This window comes from Halorubrum sp. T3, from assembly GCF_000296615.1.
In the GTDB taxonomy this organism is placed as follows: domain Archaea; phylum Halobacteriota; class Halobacteria; order Halobacteriales; family Haloferacaceae; genus Halorubrum; species Halorubrum ruber.
Genome location: NZ_JH815329.1, coordinates 316,753 through 336,375 on the forward strand (window position 1 = coordinate 316,753; position 19,623 = coordinate 336,375).

At 69.7% G+C, this 19,623-nt stretch carries 24 protein-coding genes; 9 read left to right on the forward strand and 15 right to left on the reverse strand.

From position 1 onward, the window contains the following. Positions 1-47 precede the first annotated feature (47 nt). The 4 genes from B378_RS0103760 to B378_RS0103775 all read right to left on the reverse strand — a co-directional run bounded on the left by B378_RS0103760 (position 48) and on the right by B378_RS0103775 (position 4,224). Positions 48-1,184, reverse strand: a complete 1,137-nt coding sequence (locus tag B378_RS0103760; RefSeq protein ID WP_017342488.1) for a DUF373 family protein — start codon at positions 1,182-1,184, stop codon at positions 48-50. An 85-nt stretch (positions 1,185-1,269) separates the two neighbouring features. After that, positions 1,270-2,205, reverse strand: a complete 936-nt coding sequence (gene sppA / locus B378_RS0103765; RefSeq protein WP_017342489.1) for a signal peptide peptidase SppA — start codon at positions 2,203-2,205, stop codon at positions 1,270-1,272. 156 nt (positions 2,206-2,361) lie between these two features. Continuing rightward, entirely contained in the window at positions 2,362-3,285 is a 924-nt protein-coding gene (locus B378_RS0103770) for a coiled-coil protein (RefSeq protein ID WP_017342490.1), read from the reverse strand. Between the two features lie 261 nt (positions 3,286-3,546). After that, positions 3,547-4,224 (reverse strand): 2,5-diamino-6-(ribosylamino)-4(3H)-pyrimidinone 5'-phosphate reductase, encoded by a 678-nt coding sequence (locus B378_RS0103775; protein WP_017342491.1) that lies wholly within the window; start codon positions 4,222-4,224, stop codon positions 3,547-3,549. 119 nt (positions 4,225-4,343) lie between these two features. Here B378_RS0103775 and B378_RS17405 point away from each other — a divergent pair, with 119 nt between their 5' ends. Further along, on the forward strand, positions 4,344-4,469 hold the full coding sequence (locus B378_RS17405) for a hypothetical protein (protein WP_017342492.1): 126 nt from the start codon (positions 4,344-4,346) through the stop codon (positions 4,467-4,469). 39 nt (positions 4,470-4,508) lie between these two features. Beyond that, a complete protein-coding gene (locus tag B378_RS0103785) occupies positions 4,509-4,967 on the forward strand; it encodes a VOC family protein (RefSeq protein WP_017342493.1) in 459 nt (152 codons plus the stop codon). Positions 4,968-4,983: 16 nt separating this feature from the next. Here B378_RS0103785 and B378_RS0103790 read toward each other — a convergent pair whose 3' ends face one another. The 10 genes from B378_RS0103790 to B378_RS0103835 form a co-directional block, all read right to left on the reverse strand. Further along, positions 4,984-6,231 (reverse strand): RNA-guided endonuclease TnpB family protein, encoded by a 1,248-nt coding sequence (locus tag B378_RS0103790; protein WP_017342494.1) that lies wholly within the window; start codon positions 6,229-6,231, stop codon positions 4,984-4,986. Positions 6,232-6,424: 193 nt separating this feature from the next. Continuing rightward, complete coding sequence (locus B378_RS0103795; RefSeq protein ID WP_017342495.1) at positions 6,425-6,631, reverse strand: hypothetical protein; 207 nt, start codon at positions 6,629-6,631, stop codon at positions 6,425-6,427. Positions 6,632-6,699: 68 nt separating this feature from the next. Further along, positions 6,700-8,820 (reverse strand): methionine--tRNA ligase, encoded by a 2,121-nt coding sequence (gene metG, locus B378_RS0103800; RefSeq protein WP_017342496.1) that lies wholly within the window; start codon positions 8,818-8,820, stop codon positions 6,700-6,702. 329 nt (positions 8,821-9,149) lie between these two features. After that, positions 9,150-10,064, reverse strand: a complete 915-nt coding sequence (locus tag B378_RS0103805; RefSeq protein ID WP_017342497.1) for a thiamine-phosphate synthase family protein — start codon at positions 10,062-10,064, stop codon at positions 9,150-9,152. Next, on the reverse strand, positions 10,061-10,702 hold the full coding sequence (gene dcd / locus B378_RS0103810; protein ID WP_017342498.1) for a dCTP deaminase: 642 nt from the start codon (positions 10,700-10,702) through the stop codon (positions 10,061-10,063). Before dcd ends, B378_RS0103805 begins: the two co-directional genes overlap by 4 nt. Before the next feature lie 79 nt (positions 10,703-10,781). After that, positions 10,782-11,525, reverse strand: a complete 744-nt coding sequence (locus tag B378_RS0103815; RefSeq protein WP_017342499.1) for a YIP1 family protein — start codon at positions 11,523-11,525, stop codon at positions 10,782-10,784. A gap of 78 nt (positions 11,526-11,603) precedes the next feature. Continuing rightward, positions 11,604-12,293 (reverse strand): NfeD family protein, encoded by a 690-nt coding sequence (locus B378_RS0103820; protein ID WP_017342500.1) that lies wholly within the window; start codon positions 12,291-12,293, stop codon positions 11,604-11,606. Positions 12,294-12,393: 100 nt separating this feature from the next. Next, positions 12,394-12,681: a hypothetical protein gene (locus B378_RS0103825; protein ID WP_017342501.1), complete on the reverse strand. Its 288-nt coding sequence runs from the start codon at positions 12,679-12,681 to the stop codon at positions 12,394-12,396. A gap of 131 nt (positions 12,682-12,812) precedes the next feature. Continuing rightward, positions 12,813-14,570 carry a pyruvate kinase gene (gene pyk / locus B378_RS0103830; RefSeq protein WP_017342502.1) on the reverse strand — a complete coding sequence of 586 codons (1,758 nt, stop codon included), beginning with the start codon at positions 14,568-14,570 and terminating at the stop codon, positions 12,813-12,815. Between the two features lie 531 nt (positions 14,571-15,101). Beyond that, the gene (locus B378_RS0103835; protein ID WP_017342503.1) at positions 15,102-16,037 is read right to left on the reverse strand and encodes a thiazole biosynthesis protein; all 936 of its coding nucleotides are present in this window, start codon (positions 16,035-16,037) and stop codon (positions 15,102-15,104) included. Between the two features lie 521 nt (positions 16,038-16,558). On the opposite strand from B378_RS0103835, the gene B378_RS0103840 reads away from it, so the two are divergent. The 7 genes from B378_RS0103840 to B378_RS0103870 all read left to right on the forward strand — a co-directional run bounded on the left by B378_RS0103840 (position 16,559) and on the right by B378_RS0103870 (position 18,908). Next, positions 16,559-16,825, forward strand: coding sequence for a hypothetical protein (locus B378_RS0103840; protein ID WP_004596544.1), 267 nt, complete (start codon positions 16,559-16,561; stop codon positions 16,823-16,825). A gap of 4 nt (positions 16,826-16,829) precedes the next feature. Then, complete coding sequence (locus B378_RS0103845; protein WP_007994536.1) at positions 16,830-16,964, forward strand: DNA-directed RNA polymerase subunit P; 135 nt, start codon at positions 16,830-16,832, stop codon at positions 16,962-16,964. 22 nt (positions 16,965-16,986) lie between these two features. Beyond that, positions 16,987-17,244: a KEOPS complex subunit Pcc1 gene (locus B378_RS0103850; RefSeq protein WP_008365861.1), complete on the forward strand. Its 258-nt coding sequence runs from the start codon at positions 16,987-16,989 to the stop codon at positions 17,242-17,244. Between the two features lie 119 nt (positions 17,245-17,363). Then, a complete protein-coding gene (locus B378_RS0103855) occupies positions 17,364-17,753 on the forward strand; it encodes a prefoldin subunit beta (RefSeq protein WP_026046168.1) in 390 nt (129 codons plus the stop codon). Between the two features lie 4 nt (positions 17,754-17,757). After that, complete coding sequence (locus B378_RS0103860) at positions 17,758-18,075, forward strand: DUF3194 domain-containing protein (RefSeq protein WP_017342506.1); 318 nt, start codon at positions 17,758-17,760, stop codon at positions 18,073-18,075. Between the two features lie 185 nt (positions 18,076-18,260). After that, entirely contained in the window at positions 18,261-18,458 is a 198-nt protein-coding gene (locus B378_RS0103865) for an HVO_0649 family zinc finger protein (RefSeq protein ID WP_017342507.1), read from the forward strand. Between the two features lie 24 nt (positions 18,459-18,482). Next, positions 18,483-18,908: a universal stress protein gene (locus B378_RS0103870; RefSeq protein ID WP_017342508.1), complete on the forward strand. Its 426-nt coding sequence runs from the start codon at positions 18,483-18,485 to the stop codon at positions 18,906-18,908. A 45-nt stretch (positions 18,909-18,953) separates the two neighbouring features. On the opposite strand, the gene B378_RS0103875 is transcribed toward B378_RS0103870, so the two are convergent. Further along, positions 18,954-19,508 carry a GMP synthase subunit A gene (locus B378_RS0103875; protein WP_017342509.1) on the reverse strand — a complete coding sequence of 185 codons (555 nt, stop codon included), beginning with the start codon at positions 19,506-19,508 and terminating at the stop codon, positions 18,954-18,956. Positions 19,509-19,623 lie beyond the last annotated feature (115 nt).

Sequence of the window (19,623 nt, forward strand, 5' to 3'; positions counted from 1 at the left end):
GACCGACAAAAGGCGGTCGGTCGGACGCCGAGCGGTCCGGTCCGCCCCTACTCCCGCTGCCCCTCGGCGTCCCGCTCGGCGTCGATAACGTCTTCGAGGGTCTCGGTGCCGACGTCGCTGGCGACCTTGACGCCGACGAGCGACACGACGATGCCGCCGACGATGAACGCCGCGAGCTGCTGGACCGGGGTCAACGTCATCCCGTACATCGACAGCGGCTCGTGGATCGCCTCCTGCGCGAGGAAGTAGCCCGCGAACCCGCGGACGACGAGGGCGACCGCGGCGATGACGAACGGGAGGTTGAGGTACGGCGTCCGGATCCCCTCGTCGCGGATCAGCTCGTCGAGCAGCCGTCCGACGGCCGCGGTCACGCCCGCGACCGCGAACCACGGAACCGCCGCGTAGGCGAACTCCACGACCTCGACGAGCCGGGGCGATCCGGGACCAAGGTCCGAGGCGGCGAGGAAGCCGAAGAACCCGCCGACCAAGGCGAGCCCGCCCGCCACCACGTACGTCACGACGGACACCTGCCCGGCGTACAGCGCCTCGCGGACCCGCTCGGGCATCCCCGCCACGAACCGGTCGATCGCGAGTCCCTTATAAAGGAGCGCGGCGCCGAGCAGGCCGGCGACGCCCGCGATCGCCTCGCCGGCGGAGAACCAGTAGAACAGCGCGGGGACGAGCAGCAGCGCGACGCCGAACGGCACGAGTATCGTCGACCGCAGCTGCTCGTCGGCGAGGAACTGCTTGAGCAGGTAGTAGGTGGACTCGATGTCCCGGGCCTGGCGGACGACGACGCGGTCGACCGAGTCGACCGGGATCCGCGACTCGACGACCGGGAGGACCCGCTCGTCCTCGGCGGAGTCGACGACGACGATGGCGGCCCGCGGGTCGTACCGCTCCACGAGGTCGTCGAGCTGGGAGGCGATAGAGCGGTCGGCGCCCACCGCGGTGTCGCTCTCGGCGGAGACGACCGCCACGACCGACTCCTCGCGCTCGTCCCTGAGGTCGCGCGCGACGCGCAGCGACTCCAGCAGGCAGTTCACGCTGGCGTCCTCGGGGTCGTCTAACCCGGCGTCCGTGACCAGCGACCGGACGGCCTCCCAGCCGGCGACCGGCATCGGGACGTTGGTGGCGCGACCGATCGCCCCCGAGCGGTCGACGCAGATGACCAGCGTCGTCACGTGTCGACCCACACCGCGACCGGACAAAAATCCTCCCCGTCGACCGCCGCGCGCGGGTCGGCCTTCCCGGGCGCTCCGCTAGCCGTTACCGGAACTCCACGTCGATGTCGCCGCCGTCGTCGACGAAGGCGTCCGAGACCCCGCTCCCGGCCGCGAACGCGACGCGCTCGGCGCCGATGCCGAGCCGCTCCGCGAGCCCGCGTTCCGGGGTGAACTCGCGGACTTCCGGCTCGGCGCCGAGCAGGTCGGCGAGCCGGTCCTCGACGTCGTCCTCGGTGCCGAGGTCGTCGACGAGCCCCATCTCCGCGGCGTCCTCGCCGAGGTACACGCGCGCCTCGGTGTCCCGGATCTCTTCCGGGTCCATGTCGCGCCCCTCGCTCACGGTCTCGACGAACTGCTCGTAGTAGCCGTCGATGATCCCCTGGAGGTACTCCCGTTCGTCCTCCTCGATCTCCTTCAGCGGGACGCCGGCGTCCTTGTACTCGCCCGCCGTGAACTGCTCGTAGGAGATGCCGAGCTTGTCCGCCAGTCCCTTGGCGTTCGGCCGGGACCCGACGACGCCGATGGAGCCGACGAGGCTCGCGTCGCGCGCCCACAGCTCGTCGCAGCCGCTCGCGATCCAGTAGCCGCCGGACGCGCACAGGTCGGTCGCGTACGCCACGGTCGGCCCGTCGAACTCGGCGGCGGCCCGCCGGATGTCGTCGCTCGGGACGACCTCGCCGCCGGGCGTGTTGAGCTCGACGAGCAGCGCCTCGACGTCTTCGTCCTCGTCGGCCGCCTCGATCTGCTCGACCACGTCGTCGGCGGTCGCGCCGCCCGGTCCCGACAGCGGCGAGGGTCGCCCCTGGTTCCGCCGGATCGGCCCCGAGACAGTCACCTTCGCGGTGTTGTACTCGTCGGCGTCACCGAACCGCCCGCCGGTGAGCCGCCCGAGGAGCGCGTGGCCCGCGATCGTCGTCGCCGCGCCGACTGCGGCGGCCGCGAGCAACCCCTTCCGTCCGTCCGTCGAGGCGTCGTTCATACCGACGGTTGGCGGCGCACGCGTTTATAAGCTGTCGTGGGCGGCGCCGCCGATCGCGGGCGGGAGCGCCGGCGGCTCGTCGCGGTCGACGAGCGCGTCGCTGTCGACCGTGGAAAACCGCAGAAAACCGCGTCGGAACCGGGGGACTCGACCGACTTACAGGAGGCCGGTCTTCTGGAGCTTCATCAGGTCCTCGGTGTCGAGCGTCTCGCCCTCCTTGAACTTCTGATAGATCTCCTCGGCCTCTTCCTTCTCCTCTTCGCGCTTCTCGGCGCGCTCGTCCTGCCGCTCCTCCTCCTCCTTCTTGTCGAGCTCGCGCAGGCGCTTCTGGACGCGGACGAAGTCCTCGTGGTGGCGGTCGGCCGCCTCCTGGGCCTCGACGAAGAGCTCGTGCATCTCGTCGGCCTCGTCGCGGATGTCGTCGGCCTCGCGGTAGGCCTCGATCATCTGGTTGTGATGTTCCTGGGCCTTGTCCGCGAGCTCCGTCACCTTCTGGTGGTGCTGGGACGCCTCGGAGCGGACCTCCTCGGCCTCCTCGACGAGCTCGTCGAGCTCGCTCGTGTCGTCGACCTTCTCTTTCTTCTCGGCGAGCTTCTCGCGTTTGTCGTCGATCTTCTCGATCAGCTCGCGCTCGTCCTCCGCGTCGAGCACCTCGGTCTGCTGGCGGAACTCGAGGTCCTCGATCTCCTCTTCGAGCTCCTCGATGGACTTCCCGGAGCCGAGCTCGAGGTCCTGTTTGAGCTCCTCGACCTCGTCGAACAGCTCGTTGGCCTCGGCGTTGAGCTCGTTGCGCTTGTCCTTGTGCTCTTGGACCTGCTCGTTGAGCTCGTCGCGCTTCTCGCGGTGTTCCTGGGCCTCGTCGACCTTCTCGCGCGTCTTCGCGTTGAGGTCGTCGCGCTCGGAGGCGCGCTCGGACGCCATCTGGTTCAGCTCGTTGCGTCGGTCTCGCAGCTGGCCGGCGCGTTTGATGAGCTGGCCCTTGGAGCCGTTCTCCAGGTCGTCCTCAGAAAGGTCCACGTTGTCCGCCTCGTCCATCGGTTCCACGTCGTACTGCTCGATGACTTCTTCTTTCGTTACCATTTGTTATCTCTCCATCACCGCTCCGGCGATAGCGGACGCTCGCTGTGGTGCGTCGGGCCGTCTGCAAGAACTCCCGTTCATTTCAGCGTGCGATTCCACCAGCGCCAGAGGCGTTCTGGTACCAGCAACTACCAACGGGCGATACATAAATACTTCGGTGATTTTCGTGCGTACCGGTGCCACGGAGCGTGTACCCGGCGATTTCCGTGGTTACGGTTCACACGGTCGTCGGCCGCGGCCCGCCTCCCTCGCCGTCCGTCGTCACGCTCCGTCCTCCTCCCCGACCGCGTACGAGAGGACGACCCCGTCGTCGAGCCGCTCCGTTCCCGTGAGCGTCAGGTCGGGAAACCCCTCGGTGAATCCGGCGCCGTCCGCCAGCGTGGGCGCGTCGCGGCCGCCGATCACGAGCGAGCCGACGTAGACGTGGAGCTCGTCCACGACGCCGGCATCGAAACAGGAGAAGATCACCTCGCCGCCCCCTTCGACCATCAGTCGGTCGATGCCGCGGTCGGCGAGCCGATCGAGCCCCTCGGCGACGTCGACGCGCTCCTCGCCGGCCACGATCACCTCTGCGCCGGCGTCGGCGAGCGCCTCGCGCCGCTCCCGGTCGGTCGCGGCCGAGACGAGCAGGTACGTCGTCGCCGCGTCGTCGAGGATCCGGGCGTCGGTCGGCGTCCGCCCGGTGGAGTCGACCACGACGCGGGCGGGGTCGCCCGGTCGGCCGTTCCGCAGGCGCTCGACGCGGCGGTCCTCCTCGTCGAGCGTGAGGTGCGGGTCGTCCGCGAGGACGGTCCCGACCCCGACCAGTACCGCGTCCGCGGCCGCCCGGACGCGGTCGACCCGGTCGAAATCCTCGGGCCCGGAGATCCGGAGCTGCTCCCGGCGGCGGGTGGCGAGCTTCCCGTCGACGCTCTGGGCCGCGTTGACGACCACGTGCATACGCGAGGGTCGTCCGGACGCGGAATGGTCGTTTCGGTCGGGGAGGCCGCTGCGACCGTTGGCCGTGGAGGCCGCCGCGACCCAAAGCGTATCCGACGCGGGACCGAAGCGGGCGCGTCATGAGAACGTCGACGATCGTCGTCCTGATCGGCGCGCTCCTGTTCGTCCTGCCGCTCCCGGGGACGTTCGTTCTCGGCGCGCTGGTCGTGCTCGCGGGACTCGCCGCCCGCCTGTTCGGGCTCTGACCCGACACCGTTTAGCTCCGGCCGACCGAGCGACCACCCGTGTCCGACCCAACCGCACACCACGTCGGGGTCACCGTCGCCGACCTCGACCGGGCCGTCGAGTTTTACACAACGACGTTCGACCTCGACGTCGTCGCCGAGTTCTCGGTCGGCGGCGACGCCTTCGCCGAGGCGGTCGGCGTCGAGGGCGCCGCGGCCGAGTTCGCGCACCTCGACGCCGGCGACGCGGTCGTCGAACTCGTCGCGTACGACCCGGACGTCGACCCCAGCGACGAGCCCGAGCTCAACCGCCCCGGCGCGACTCACCTCGGCCTCGCCGTCGACGACGTCGAGGCGTTCTACGCCGACCTCGCGGACGACGTGGAGACGCTGAGCCCGCCACGAACGACCGAGAGCGGGACGACGGTGCTGTTCGTTCGGGACCCGGAGGGGAACGTAAACTACCCTACCCTACTCCCTCGGCGCTCCGCGCCTCGGTCCTTGAGGGTAGGGCTTTGATGTGGACTCCCGGCAATCAGTCGCCAGCAAGAGGCTGGTGACTCTCACCGTTCAACGTCCCACCATTCACACGCACGTCTACTTGTGCGTCTCCGCTCCCCGACTTGGGCGAGGAACGGAGTTTGTGTTGCCGCTTCCGAGCGTACCGCACGCCAATATTCTTTGCAGCGTTGTAATCCGCGTTCACTTCATACCCACACTTCTGGCACTCGAACTGTTCGCCGTGGCGGTTGCCGTCGTGTGTAAAGCCACAGTCCGTCCGAGAACAGCGTTGAGATGTGTGGTTCGGCTCGACTTGCTCCACGGAGACCCCCTGTTCAGGGGCTTTGTAGGAGACGTACTCAAACAGGCGTCGGAACGCCCAAACGTGGTGCCACTTCGCGTCCGGAAGCCGCTCTCGAATGTCACTCAAGTCCTCGAACGCGATTACGTCGCAGTCGTGTTCGACGGCTTCCGAGACGAGTTCGTTGGCGATGGTGTGGATGTACTGTTTGCGCCAAGCTTCTTCGCGCTTCCCGAGGCGAAGCAGGGCCTTGTGTGCGGCCTGCGTGCCGCGCCGTTGTATCTCGCCACGTCGCTTCTCGAACTCACGACACCAGTGGTCGTAGTCGTCCCCCTGCCAAAACGTGCCGGTTGAGGACACAGCGAGGCTGTTGACGCCGAGGTCGATACCGAGGACCGTTTGGTCGGAGTGCCCGGCATCTTCCGAAACCTCATCGTCACCGTCTGTCCGCCGCGTCGAAATGTTGAGGTAGAACTCGTCAGTGGCCGCGTCGTACCGAAGCGTACTCTCGCGGAACTCGTAGTCCTCCGAGAGTACGTACCGCTCGTAGGGCGTCGGACTGTCTGCCGGGAGAACAAACGAGGGTTCGACTCGGCCCTCAACAGTTGCCAGTGACACCTTGTTCCGGTAGAAGGTCGCGCTCCGCGTGTCGTAGTCCATCGTTTCGGCGGTGAACGTCGGTTGAGAGACGCGCTGTCCCTTTTTCCACCGTTCAACACACGCTTTGACGGCTTCGACAGCGCGTTTGATAGCGGCTTGGACAAGTTGGGCCTGTAGGTCCGTCTCCTCTCGAAGGTCGGCGTAGAGCGCGTCGCGAACCTCTCGCTTGTTGGTCTTACACTGGGTGTAGGAGGTGTCGGACCAACAGTAGTCGGCGGTTCGTTTCGCGCAGTACAGATATTGTTCGGCGGTTCGGTGGAGTACGTCGCGTTGCTCGTCGGAAACAGCGAGTTTCACGACGGCGGTTCGACGCACGCCCATAGTTTCAGAGAGTATCCAACGGTATTTATATTCTTGGGAGTCAGTCGGTCGCTGTGTGGCGGTTGTGTCGTCCCATGTCGGTTTCCTCCCCGACCTACTCGCTCACTCCGTTCGCTCCTTGAGGCCGGGGGCTCCACCTCGAAAATGCTGAGGCGGGCGTCGGACCGTGGAGCGACCGGACCGCGGCCGATCGCTACCGTCTGCCCGCCTCGCGCAACACGAGCAGCGACAGCGGCAGGCTCGCGACCACGAGCCCGTACGCGCCGCCGAGGATCGGCTCGACGCCGAACTCGGGCGCGAGCAGGTAGCCGGCGGCGAACCCGATCGGGTCGCAGACGACCGCGACGAGGATCAGCTGTGCCTGAAACGAGAGGGCCTCGAACCACGCGAGGAGGGCCATGCGCGACCCGTCGCACGTCAGTCAAATAAAACTTCGAGAACCGTCGCCGTGACGGGGGCGCCGCGACCTCACTTCACCTTCGTCCCGGGTGCGGCGTCCTCGTAGGTGGTGAGGAGGTCGGCCTCCTCGCCGGCCGCGAGGACCATCCCGTTCGACTCGACGCCGAACAGCTCCGCCTTCTCCATGTTCGCGAGGACGATCACCTTCGTGTCGGGGAGGTCGTCGACGTCGTGGAGCTGTTTCAGGCCCGCGACGATCGTCCGGGTCTCCGCACCCAGATCGACGGTGAGCTTCACGAGGTCGTCGGCGCCCTCGATCCCCTCCGCCTCCTCGATCCGGCCCACGCGGATGTCCAGTTCCTGGAAGTCGTCGAAGCTGATGCGGTCGTCGCTGAGGGGTTCGATGTCGGTCATGTCGGTGGCGTCGGTGTCGTCGGCCATGTCGGTGTCGTCGGTGGTGTCGCTTTCGTCGTCGTCGGACTCGGACTCGGCGACGCGCGCTTCGAGCTTCTCGTTCAGGGCCTCGACGCGCTCGTCTTCGATCTGCTCGAACAGCTCGGTCGGCTCGCTCAGGTCGCCGGCGGGGCCCTCCCGTGCGGCCTCGACCGTCGCGTCGTGGACGGATCCGGGCTCGCCGAGCTGGGCCCAGAGGCGCTCGCTCTTCTCGGGCGCCAGCGGCTCGAAGAGGACCGCGATCGCCTTCGCGATCGCGACGCAGTCGTAGATGACCTGCTCCGCCTCCGCGGGCTCCTCGTCGACGAGCTTCCACGGCTCGTTGCGCTGGATGTACTCGTTGCCGTATCGCGCGAGGTCGGTGACGGCGTCGCCGAGCGCGCGGACGGAGTAGTCGTTGACCGCGGCCGCGAACTCCTCGACCGCCTCGTCGATCCGCGCCGCCACCTCGTCGCTCGGGGCGTCGGCGTCGGGGCCGTCCTCGTAGTTGCGGTGGGCGAAAAGCAGGGAGCGGTAGAGGAAGTTGCCGACGGTGCCCACCAGCTCGGTGTTGACGCGCTCGGCGAACTTCTCCCACGAGAAGTCCACGTCCTGCTGGAACCCGCCGTTGGTCGCGAGGTAGTAGCGGAGCGGGTCGGGGTGGAACCCCTCGTCGAGGTACTCGTCGGCCCAGACCGCGCGGTCGCGGCTGGTCGAGAACCCCTTGCCGTCGAGGGTGACGAACCCGCTCGCCATCACCGCGCGCGGCTCCGCGTGGTCGGTCGCCTCCAACATCGCGGGCCAGAAGATCGTGTGGTGCTGGATGATGTCGCGGCCGATCACGTGGACGATCTCGCCGCCCTCCGGGTGCTCGTCGCTGACGCCCTCCTTCCAGGCCGCCTCCCAGTCGAAGGCGTCGGCGCCGACGCGCTCGGAGAACTGCTTCGTCGAGGAGATGTACTCGATCGGGGCGTCGACCCAGACGTACAAGACGAGGTCCTGCTCGCCGTCGTCGCCCGGGTAATCGATCCCCCAGTCCATGTCGCGGGTGATACACCAGTCCTGGAGCCCCTGCTCGATCCACTCTCGGGGCTGGTTCCGGGCGTTCGAGGTGCCCTCCAGCCGGTCGAGGAAGTCGGAGAGGTAGTCGGCGAACTCCGAGACCGCGAAGAACTGGTGGGTGCGCTCGCGGTACTCCGCGGGGTTGCCGGTGATCGTCGACTCGGGGTCCTCGACCTCGCCGGGTTCGAGGTGGCGCTGGCACCCCTCGTCGCACTCGTCGCCGCGGGCGTGTGCCCCGCAGTACGGGCAGGTCCCCTCGACGTAGCGGTCGGGGAGGTACTGGTCGTCGACGGGGTCGTACGCCACCATGATCTCCTTCTCGTAGAGGTGGCCGCCCTTGTCGAGGTCGCGGACGAGCTGCTGGGTGATCTCGGTGTTCGTCTCGTCGTGGGTGTGGCCGTAGTTGTCGAAGTCGACGTTGAACTTCGGGAACGTCTCGGCGTAGCGCTCGTGCCAGTCGAGCGCGAACTTCTCGGGGGAGACGCCCTCCTGCTCGGCGTTGACCGCGACCGGCGTCCCGTGCATGTCGGAGCCGGAGACGAACGCGGTCCGTTGGCCGAGTCGTTCGAGCGCGCGGCTGTACACGTCGCCGCCGACGTAGGTGCGGAGGTGACCGATGTGGAGGTCGCCGTTGGCGTACGGCAGTCCACAGGTCACCACCGCGGGCCGGTCGGTGGGGAAGTCGTCGTGGCTCATGTGGTGTGTGTGTCGTGTGTCGGTCGATCGGGTCTAAAGCCCGCTGGTTCGGGGCCGACGCAGCTCGCGCGGTCCACGGGAGAGCCGCGGTCCGCGAGGCGGTCGACGGCCCGGGCGCTGCGGAGAGGCGACGGGATTCGCCGCCGCGGCGCCGTCGACCGCGTTACCGGCCGCCGGCGACGCGACGGGTCCGCCCGCCGCAAAAGGAGCGCATCCGCATCCCAAGCCGTCGGATCCGAGTCACACCCCTCGGTTCGTGCGGTCCGGTCTAAAAAGCGTCGCCCGAGGGGCGGTCGGTTCGCAGCGGGCCGCGGGCGGCCCGCGTCGGCTCACAACAGCTCGCGAACGACCCGCGCGGCCTCGGCAGCGGTCGGCGCGAGGACGTACACGATCGGCTCGACGCCGACGGCGCCGGTCTGGTACAGGACGAGCGTCTCCGTCTCCGCGTCGGCGGGGAGGTCGGCGGCCGCGACCGCGTCGGCGACCGCCTCGCGGGTCGGCCGCTCGGCGTCGAACTCGACGGTCGGGCGGTCGGCGGCGAGCGCCTCGACCGTCTCCGGGTCGTACCGGAGGTTCACCGCTCCCCGAACGTCGGCGCCCGCCTCGCGCGCGGCGAGCAGCACCGTCGCGACGTGTTCGCTCACGCCGAACTCCGGCTCGCCGGGCACCATCGCCCGGCCCTTCACGTCGACGAGTCGACCGGGGACCGCGGCGACGTCGTCGACGGTGGCCGCGTCGGCGAGACACTCCGCGACGTTCGCGCCGACGTTCGGGATGAGCCCCGCGAAGCCGGAGGCGTTCGTCAGGGTCCGGAGCCCGCGACGGACCGAGGTGAGGACGCGCTCGCGCTCGCGGAGGCCGCTGTCCGGGTCGTGGACCGAGAACTCCACGTCGGCGTCGGCGAGCGCGGGCATCGCCGCCTCGTGGAGGTCCGCGAGGAGGTCTCCCTCCTCTAACTGGCGGATCAGCACCTCGATCTCGACGAGCGCGGCCACGGGCGTGAGGTCGCCGCTCGCGAGCCCCTCGCCCACGCGCTCGACGAGGTCGCGCACGCGCTCGTCTTCGACGATGTCCTCGTGTCTCGCCACGTCGCCGGCGGCGTATTTCGAGACCGCGGACTGCGAGATGCCGAGGGCGTCGGCGACCTCGGACTGCGTGAACCCGCGGTCGCGGAGGTCCTCCGCGAGCATCGAGCGGACGGTCGGCAGGAACTCATCGACGACGACCTCCTCGATGAACTTCATCGCTCTTCGCCCTCCGGGTTCCCCGACCGGTCGGCTGCGTCGCCGCCCTCGCCCTCTTTGCCCGCGAACTCGGGGTCGTCGCCGATCCGCGACGCCTGCGGGCCGTCCTGGTTCTGGTACTTCGAGCCGCGCTCGGCGCCGTACGGGCGCTCGGCGGGCCGTTTCAGCTCCGTGAAGGTGAGCTGCGAGACGCGCATGCCGGGCGAGAGCGCGACGGGAGCGGTGCCGAGATTCGAGAGTTCGAGCGTGATCTGTCCTTCGTACCCCGGATCGCACAGGCCGGCCGTGGCGTGAACCACGATCGCGAGCCGGCCGAGCGAGGAGCGCCCCTCGACGTGGGCGACGAGGTCGTCCGGGATCGCGACGCGCTCCGCGGTGGTCCCGAGGACGAAGTCGCCGGGGTGGAGGATGAACTCGTCGCCCTCATCGACAGTCGTCTCCGTCACGTACTCGCTCACCTCGCCCGCGTCGGTCGGGTGGATGCAGGGGATGTTGGTGCGCTGGAACTCCAAGAACCGCTCGCCCAGCCGCAGGTCCACGCTGGCGGGCTGGACCTGCTGGTCGACGTCGTCGAGCGGCTCGATCGCGAGGTCGCCCTCGGCGAGCCGGTCGAGGATGTCGGCGTCGGAGAGGATCATACCGGGAGGGGGAGCGCCGGCGCTTAAAAACTCCCGAATCCGCAGCCGCGGCGAGCGCGGCGGGACGTTCCGGGGCGCTTCAGACCGCCGCGAGCAGCAGCGCGACGACCGCGAAGACCGTCGCCACGCCCGCCGCGCTCCCGCGGTCGAGGTCGTGTTCTGCCTCTAACCCGCCGACGACCACGACCCACTGGACCGCGATCCCGACCGCGGACGCGACGAGCAGCGGCCCCGTCGCGCTCGTGACCGCGGCGACGATCTCGTTCGAGAGCGCCTCGAACGTCTCCCCCGAGATCGCCGCGTTCGAGAGCGCGTACCAGATCGCGGCGAGCCCGGCGGCGAGCCGGAGCAGCTCGACGCCGATCGCCCACCCCGCGATCACGAAGGAGTCGCCGACCGAGCCGGAGCCGCCGGCGACGCGCGCGCCGACGTGGAGCGCGACCGCGAACAGCGCCCACCAGAGCGGCACGCCGAGCAGCCCGTAGTGGAGGTAGCCGGTCGCGGCGTCGCGTAGTTCCTCCCCCGCGTCGACCTCGATCCGCTCCGGCTCGTCGCACTCCTCGGCGAACACGGAGTCGGAGTCGTCGCCGAACGTCTCGCAGGTCGGCTCCGGGGGGCGATCCGGGTTGTCGACGGTGATCTGCCGGTCGACCGTCGCGTCGAAGACGGCTCCGAGCGCGAGGATTCCGACGCTGGTGCCGATCGTGACGACGACGACCATCGCGACCGCAACCCCGCCGGCCCGGGGGGAGCCGAAGGCGTCGCGAACGCGGTCGAGGGCGCTACCGGGAAGGCTCGCGAGAGCGGCGAGCGGGGAGGGCATAGTCGGCCGATCTCCCTCGACGGACAAGTGCTTTACCGCCCGGCTCGCGGCCGCGGGTCGGCGCCTCGGCGGACCTCCTCACTCCCGGTCGAACTCCGGCTCCCGTTCCGCGTCGGTCTCCGGTTCCGCGTCGGTCTCCGGTTCCGCGTCGGTCTCTGGTTCCGCGTCGCCTCCTTTCGCCTCGCTCGGGGCGGTCTCGTCCGCGTCGTCGTCGCTCGCGGCGGCCTTCCGGGCGCGGTCGGCCGCCAGTTCGCGGTCGATGTCGTCCTCGACGTACCCGGTCGACTCGACGGTGACGACGTTGCCGCCGCCGGGGTCGACCACCATCACCTCCTCGCCCTCGTCGATCTCGCCGTCCATCGACCGGGCGGAGTAGTGGGGATTGAACCCGCCGCCGGCGAGCTTCACCTCGCCGCCCGTGGGCGTCACCCGCTCCGTCACCGTCCCCGTCTTCCCCTTCAGCGAGTCGCTGTCGCTGGTCTGTTGCTGCCCTTTCCCGCCGTAGAGGTCGAACTCGTGGTAGCCGTAGAAGGCGGCGGCGCCGAAGGCGAGCGTGAGGAGGGCCATGAGGGCGACCAGCCCGGCGCCGGCGACGACGGACGAGAGGAGGAGCCCGCCGAGCCCCGCGCCGATGAGCGCGATGCCGACGACGATGAAGTTCGCCCCCGGGGCGAGCGCCTCCGCCATCGAGAGCAGCAGCCCCGCGGTCAGAAGCAGGAGCGGGAGGGTGTCCGGCGAGAGGAGCCCGGACTGTGCGAGCGCGTTCATGTTCGGTCCTACGGCCGCGGCCTGATAAGTGGTGCGCGGCCGCGGCGTCGGTCGAGCGGCCGTCCCCGCCCGGTTCGCGCCCGACCGGCGGCGACCTGACTCAGAACCCGAGCAGCAGGACGCCGACCGTGAGCGCGACCCCGAGGACGACGAAGACCGCGTGTTCGAGGGTGACGTCGCCCGGCTCTATCGGCTCGTCCGCGGGCGTGGCGGTGTCTTCCGTGACCCCGTCGGGCCCGACGTCGTCGACCGCGAAGCGCCACTCGCGCTCGTCGTCCGCGCTCTCGTCGCCGGCGTCGTTGGCCCGGCTCCGCTCGCCGAACTCCGCCGACTCCGGGGATTCGGCCGAGTCACCGTCGCGGGCGTCGCCGCCGGATTCGTCGCTCATGGCCGGACGTACGCGGCTCCGTAATAAATGGCTGGCGGGCGCGGGCGGTCGGGTCGGGAGGAGCGGTCAGATCGCTGGGGTGGTTGGGTTGGGCGCGGGACGGGTCGGCGGCCCCAGTTCGGTGGATCGACCTACCGCTCGCGGGCCGCCCGGAGGACGTCGCCGTCGTAGACGACGCCGCGCTCGCCGTCGACGGTCACCGTGGTTCCGTCCGCGACGGACTCGGGCAGGCGGGCGCCCGAGACCATCGGGACGCCGAGTTCGCGGGCGACGACGGCGGGGTAGCCGGTCATCCCCTCGCGGGCGTCGATGACCCCGGCGATCCGGTCGAGGTCGCCGGAGAACTCCCCGTCGAAGTCGGGGCCGAGCGCGACGACGGCGCCGTCCGGCAGCGCGTCGAGGTCGCCGTCCGCGGTCCGGTGGACGGGGGCGGCGACGCGACCGGCGACGACCGCCTTCCCGGTCACGAGCGTCTCGGCGGCGACGTGGACCTTCAGCGTGTTCGTCGTGTTCGTCCCCTCGAACTCGGTGAGCATGCCGGAGAGAACCACGAGGGTGTCGCCGGACCTGGCGCCGCCGCGGTCGAGCGCGGCCTCGACCGCGTTGTCGAGGATCCCCTCCATGTCGTCGGCGTACTCGGTTAAGACGGGGCGGACGCCCCACGAGAGCGCGAGCTGACGGCGGACGCGGTCGTTCGGCGTCGTCGCGACGACGGGGACGCCCGGCCGGAACATGGCGGTCTTGCGCGCGGTGAAGCCGGACTCGGAGACGGCGACGACCGTCGAGGCGCCGATGTCGCGCGCGAGGTAGCGCGCCGACCGCGCCAGCGCCTCCGTGCGCGACCCCTCCTCCGCGGTCGGGACGCGCTGCTCGCGCGTCTCCGCGTACTCGTCGCTGGCCTCGACCTGCCGGACGATCCGGTCCATCGTCTCGACGACGTTGACGGGGTCGTCGCCGACCGCGGTCTCGCCGGAGAGCATGACGGCGTCGGTGCCGTCGAGGACGGCGTTGGCCACGTCGGAGGCCTCGGCGCGGGTCGGCCGCCGCGAGGTGACCATCGAGTCGAGCATCTCCGTCGCGGTGATGACGGGGACGCCCTCGTTGACGCAGGTCCGGATGATCCGCTTCTGGATCACCGGCACGTCCTCTAAGGGGCACTCGACGCCGAGGTCGCCGCGGGCGACCATCACGCCGTCGGCGGCGTCGACGATCTCCTCTAGGTTATCGACGGCGCCGGCGCGCTCGATCTTCGCGACGATCGGGATGTCGTCGCCGCCGCGGGCCTCCAGCTCGTCGGCGATCTCGTACACGTCGTCGGCGTTCCGGACGAACGAAGCCGCGACGAAGTCGGCGTCCGTCCGGGCCGCGAGGTCGAGTTCCGCCTCGTCCTCGGGGGTGATCAGGTCCACGTCGATGGCGACGCCGGGGAGGTTCACGCCCTTCCGGGAGCCGAGCTTCCCGCCGGAGACGACCGTCGCGACGACGGACTCGCCCTCGACGCGCTCGACGCGGCACTCGATCCGACCGTCGTCCAGCAGGATCGTGTCGCCCGGTCCCGCGGCCCCGATCGAGTGGGTGAGGCCGACGCGCTCGGGCGTCGCGTCGTCGCCTTCGAGGAAGGTGACCTCCGAGCCCTTCGCGAGCGAGATCGGCTCGTCGATCTCGGCGGTCCGGACCTCCGGGCCCTTCAGGTCGACCATCACCGCGAGCGGGTCGTCGATCTCGTCGTCGACCTCGCGGGCGCGTTCGATCACCGTCTCCCGGTGGTCGGTCGTTCCGTGGCTGGCGTTGAGCCGGACGACGGACATCCCCGCGTCGGCGAGGCCGCGGATCGTGTCCCGGTCGTCCGAGGCGGGACCGATCGTACAGACGATCTTGGCGTTTCGCATGTCGCCGGGTTCGACGTAGCGCCGGAAAAAGGCACCCGGTTGCGTCGCTCCCGAGTAAACGTTCGTGAAGAACGGTCCCGACGCGGTTCTCCGACTCGGAGTACGGCGACCACTTATAAATCGATACGCGGTCGGCGCGTGCCTGCGAGCGGCCGGTAGGCCGCGAGCCAGCACGCGCGAGGGACGCCGCGAACGCCCGAAGGGCGTGAGCGGCGAGGCTGGGGAGGTGTGAGGCTGCTGTGCGGGGCGGTGGGGGTGGGACTCAAAGGGGCAGTCGCGAGGCCGCCGTAGGCGACGTAAGCACCGGAACGAGGGAGCGAACGAAGTGAGCGACCGAGTGAGGAGCGCAGCGAGCGTACGGCGGCCTCGCGACTGGGGCTTTGGAGGGGTTCGCCGTCGATCCACAGTTGACCGAGTATAGCCGAGCGGCTGGGGCTTTGGAGGAGTTTGCCGTTGATCTAAGTCGACGATTTATAAATAAGAGTCAGAGGCGTTGGAGGGGGCCGTCCTCGAAGCGTCAGCGGTGGTTTATCAGTCGTCCGCGGGGGCGGGCCCGCTCCCGACCGACAGCTCGACCTCGGGCGCGTCGACGCCGAGTTCGTCCAGCGCGGTCTGGGCGGCGCGCTTCCCCGACACCAACATCGCGCCGAACGTGGGACCCATCCGCGGGAGGCCGTGGGCGGTCGCGACCGCCATCCCGGCGGCGATCAGGCCGTCGTGGACGACGCCGGTGTGCTCGACGACGGCGTCCTCGCTCTCGCCGACCCACATCGAGTCGTGGCCGGGCGAGTCGTGGCCGGGGGCGCCGTACTCGCCGTCGCCGGTCTGGTCCATCCCGGTGTTATTCTCCTTGGCGTGTTCGATGCCGGGCGCCGAGAGGACGCCGCGCTCGTCGAGCTTGCTGATCGCGACGGCGTCGTGGCCGGTCGCGTCGATGACGAGGTCGGACTCGACCGCGATCGGGTCGACGCAGGTGATCTCGCGCGGGAGCGCGTGGACGGGCGTCCAGTTCATCACGATCCCGCCGACCTCGTGGTCGTCGCGGACGACGAGGTCGGTGAACTCCGTCATGTTCTGGACGCGCGCGCCGGCGTCGCAGGCCGCCTTGATCAGCCCGGAGCAGGCCTCCGGCCCGGCCGCGGTGTAGAGCCCGTCGACGTCCCCGACCGGCTCGTAGTCGACGTCGAGATCGTCGAGGATCTCCTGGGCGGGATCCCGAACTGTCACCGTGTTCATGAGGAATCCCCCGAGCCAGAACCCGCCGCCGAGGTAGTTGTTCTTCTCGACGATCATCACCTTCACGCCGCGCTCGGCCAGCTCCTTCGCGGCCATCAGCCCGGAGGGACCGCCGCCGAGGACGATCACCTCTGAATCCGTGAAATCGAGGAACCCGTCCGTCCACTCGGTGCCGATGGCTCTCGTTACGTCCGTCTCGCTCACGTCCGCGAAGCCGTCGAATCCCTTCATACAACTTGGTAGTATTACTTGGTTGTGATAGGTGTTACGGTGAAGCTGTGGGAGGTCGTGTCAGGGTCCACTTCGCACATTTATAAGTAACCGAAACGGGAGCCCCGGCGAACACCGCCAACGCCCCAGTCGCTCGGTGATATACGCACGCTACCGACACGAACACCGCCAAAGCCCCAGTCGCGAGGACTCGATGCGCTCGCTGCGCGCTTCGGTCGCTCGCTACGCTCGCTCCCTCCAGTGCTTGCGTCGCGCGTCTTCGTCCTCGCGACTGCCCCTTTGAGTCCCGCCCCGCACCGCACAGCGACCGCACCTCACGCCTCCCCAGCCTCGCGGTTCGCTCCGGGCTCCCTCCGGTCGCCCGTCGCTCACCGCTCCCTCGCGCGTGCTGCTCGGCCGCAGAGCGGCCTCGCAGGCACGCGCCACCGCCGCGTCCAGTTGTCTGCTTATCGTCGCGCGTGCCTTCCCGACCGCCGCAACTCGCAGCCTTTTTACCTACGCTGGCGGTAGAAGTGGCTACTATGGCTGAGGACAAGGCTCGAAGCACCGGCAGCGCGGGCCGATTCGGCGCTCGCTACGGCCGGGTCTCCCGCAAGCGGGTCCAGGACATCGAAGCGGAGATGCGCAACGCGACCGTCGACGGCGACGACGTCAAGCGCGTGGGTACCGGCATTTGGGTCAACGAGGAGACCGGCGAGACGTTCACGGGCGGTGCGTACCGCCCCGAGACGCCCGGCGGTCGCACCGTCCGCCGCTCCATCCGCGCCGCGCTCGCCGACGAGGAATAGGACGATGAGCTACAAGTGCTCCCGCTGTAAGCGCGACGTCACCCTCGACGAGTACGGCGGCGTGCGCTGCCCGTACTGCGGCCACCGCGTCCTCCTGAAGGAGCGCGGCGGCGACATCAAGGAAGTCGACGTCGAGTAAGCGACCCCCTCCATTTCGGACCGTGACGGCGACGCGCGCACACGAGACGGTCCTCTCTTTCAGTTACCCTACCGAGCGACGCGCCCGCGTCGTGGCCGCCGCGCTCGGCCCCGAGGTCGGCGAGATCGACGACGCCCGGTCGAGCGCGACCGTCGACCGCGAGGGCGACGCGGTCCGCGTCCGCGTGCTCGCCGACGACCTCGTGGCGCTGCGCGCCGGCGTCAACAGCTGGTCACGGCTGGTCTCCGTCGCCGAGGGCGTCGGCGCGGGACGCGATTGAGGCTCATCGGATACGCCGATACCGCGCCCTCTCGGCCCGCTGCGCTCCGAATAGTCCGTCGTCCGAGAAGTAAGGGGTTTTTCCGTCCGGGCCGCCTCGGTCCGCCCATGCAAGGGAACATGCCGCCCGAGGCACAGGAGAAGATCGAGGAACTGCAGGAGCTTCAGGAGACCGCACAGCAGGTCGCCGAGCAGAAGGAGCAGGCGCAGTCCGCGCTCAACGAGTCGAAGACCGCCCTCGACGCGCTCGAAGACGTCGACGAGGACGCGGGGATGTACCGCGAGATCGGCGAGGTCCTCGTCGAGACGGACTACGAGTCCGCCTACGACGACCTCGAGGAGAAGGTCGACTCGCTCGAGGTCCGCGTCGAGCAGCTCGAGAAGCAGGAGGAGCGCGTCGAGGAGCAGTTCGACGACCTCCAGAGCGAGCTCCAGCAGATGCTCCAGGGCGGCGCGGGCGGCGGCGGCGGCCCGATGGGACCGGGCGGCCCGGGCGCCGGCGGCGCGTAAGGCCGTGACCGACGACGGAACCGACGATTCAGAGGCCAACGACGGTGCGGACGACGCCGCGGACGCCGCGGACGCCGCCGCGGAGCCGAGCGACGACGAGGTCGTTCGCACCGCCGCCGAGGCGGCCGAGGGAATCGTGTTCAAACACTACGACCAGTCGACGGTCACGGACCTCGACGTCACCGTCACGTTCGAGGAGGGCGTCCTCGACGTGGACGTCTACCTCAACGCGCCCGAGGACGCGGAGCCCGACCGCGAGGCGGTCGCGCAGGAGGCGGTCGAGACCGCGGGCGAGGCCGTCGACGAGCTGTTCGCCGAGTAGGCCGCGCGCCCGACTTTCAGGCGGCGCGTCCGTCCGTCACGCGGCGCGCCCGTCCGTCAGCCGGGCGGCACACCCGTTTTTCCGGAGTCGATGTCGGACCCGAGGAGCCACTTCTGCCGCTAGGCGCAGCTGCTCTCCTCCTCTCGTAGTAAACTATTAATAATGACATTGAGTACAGTTGCCACATGTCATCTCGTACCGGCGGTACCACGGCGTTCGACCGGCTCCGGGCGCGCTTCGACGGCCGACCGCACGCCTGCGAGGAGTGTGGGTTCGTCGACGAGGAGAGCGAGTGGGCGGCCGCGACGACGGGCGCGACCGTCGAGTACCGCCACGAGTGCCCCGGCTGTGGCGACACCACGGTTCGGCGGTACCGGCTCTGAGACGGGGGCGCGAGACCGATACCGATGTACGACGCGATCCTGTGCCCGACCGACGGGAGCGCCGGGAGCGCCGCCGCCATCGAGCAGGCCTGCGGCCTCGCCGCGCTGACGGGCGCCCGGATCCACGCGCTGTTCGTCGTCGACGAGGGTATCGCCGGCGCCGACGAGTGGGATCTAGTCGTCGAACGCGAGGAGGAGCGCGGCGAGCGAGCCCTCGACGCGGTCGCGGAGGCGGCCGCGGAGCGGGGCGTCGAAGCTGAGCTCCACCTCCGTCGCGGTCGCCCGCACGAGGAGATACTCGACGCCGCGACTGACTACGGGGCCGACCTGATCGTGATGGGGACCCACGGCCGCACCGGGATCGGCCGCTTCGTCACGGCGGGCTCGGTCGCCGAGCGGGTCGTGCGACACAGCGAACTCCCGGTGTTGACGGCGCACATCGGAGAATAGTCTCGGATCCCTGCCGCGCTAGTCGTCCGCCTCCTCCCGACGCCCCTACGCCGACTCGCAGATCGCGACGAAGTTCTCGAAGACCTCCTCGCCGCGCTCCGTGTGGGCGACCTCGGGGTGCCACTGGACGCCGTACAGCCCCGCGTCCGGGTTCGACATCGCCTCGATGCCGCAGACGTCGGAGGTGGCGGTGCGGGCGAACCCGTCCGGCAGTTCAGTCACCTCGTCGGCGTGCGAGGCCCAGACGCGCGTCTCGGGCGCGAGCGAACCGACGAGCGGGTCCGCGTCGTCGGTTATCTCGACGTCGACGTCGGCGTAGCCGCCGTAGTCGCCCGCGCCGACCGCGCCGTCGAGCTCGCTCGCGATCAGCTGCATCCCGAGGCAGATGCCGAGGACGGGAATGTCGCGGTCGAGGTAGTCCGGGGCGTTGCCGACGCGGTCCATGTCCGGGCCGCCCGAGAGGACGACGCCGTCCGCGTCGACCTCGTCGGCCGGCGTGTCCGCGGAGATGATCTCGGTGTCGACGCCGAGGTCGCGGAGCGCCCGCCGTTCGAGGTGGGTGAACTGGCCGTGGAGGTCGATGACGACGATCCGGGTCATGCCTTCGGTTGCGGGCTGTCGCACAAAAACGGCTCGGAACGTTTCGCAGTATCGTGGTGGTTTCGGCCGGCGAACGGCCGCGGTAGTACACGAACGCGGATCGATCCGGGCCGGA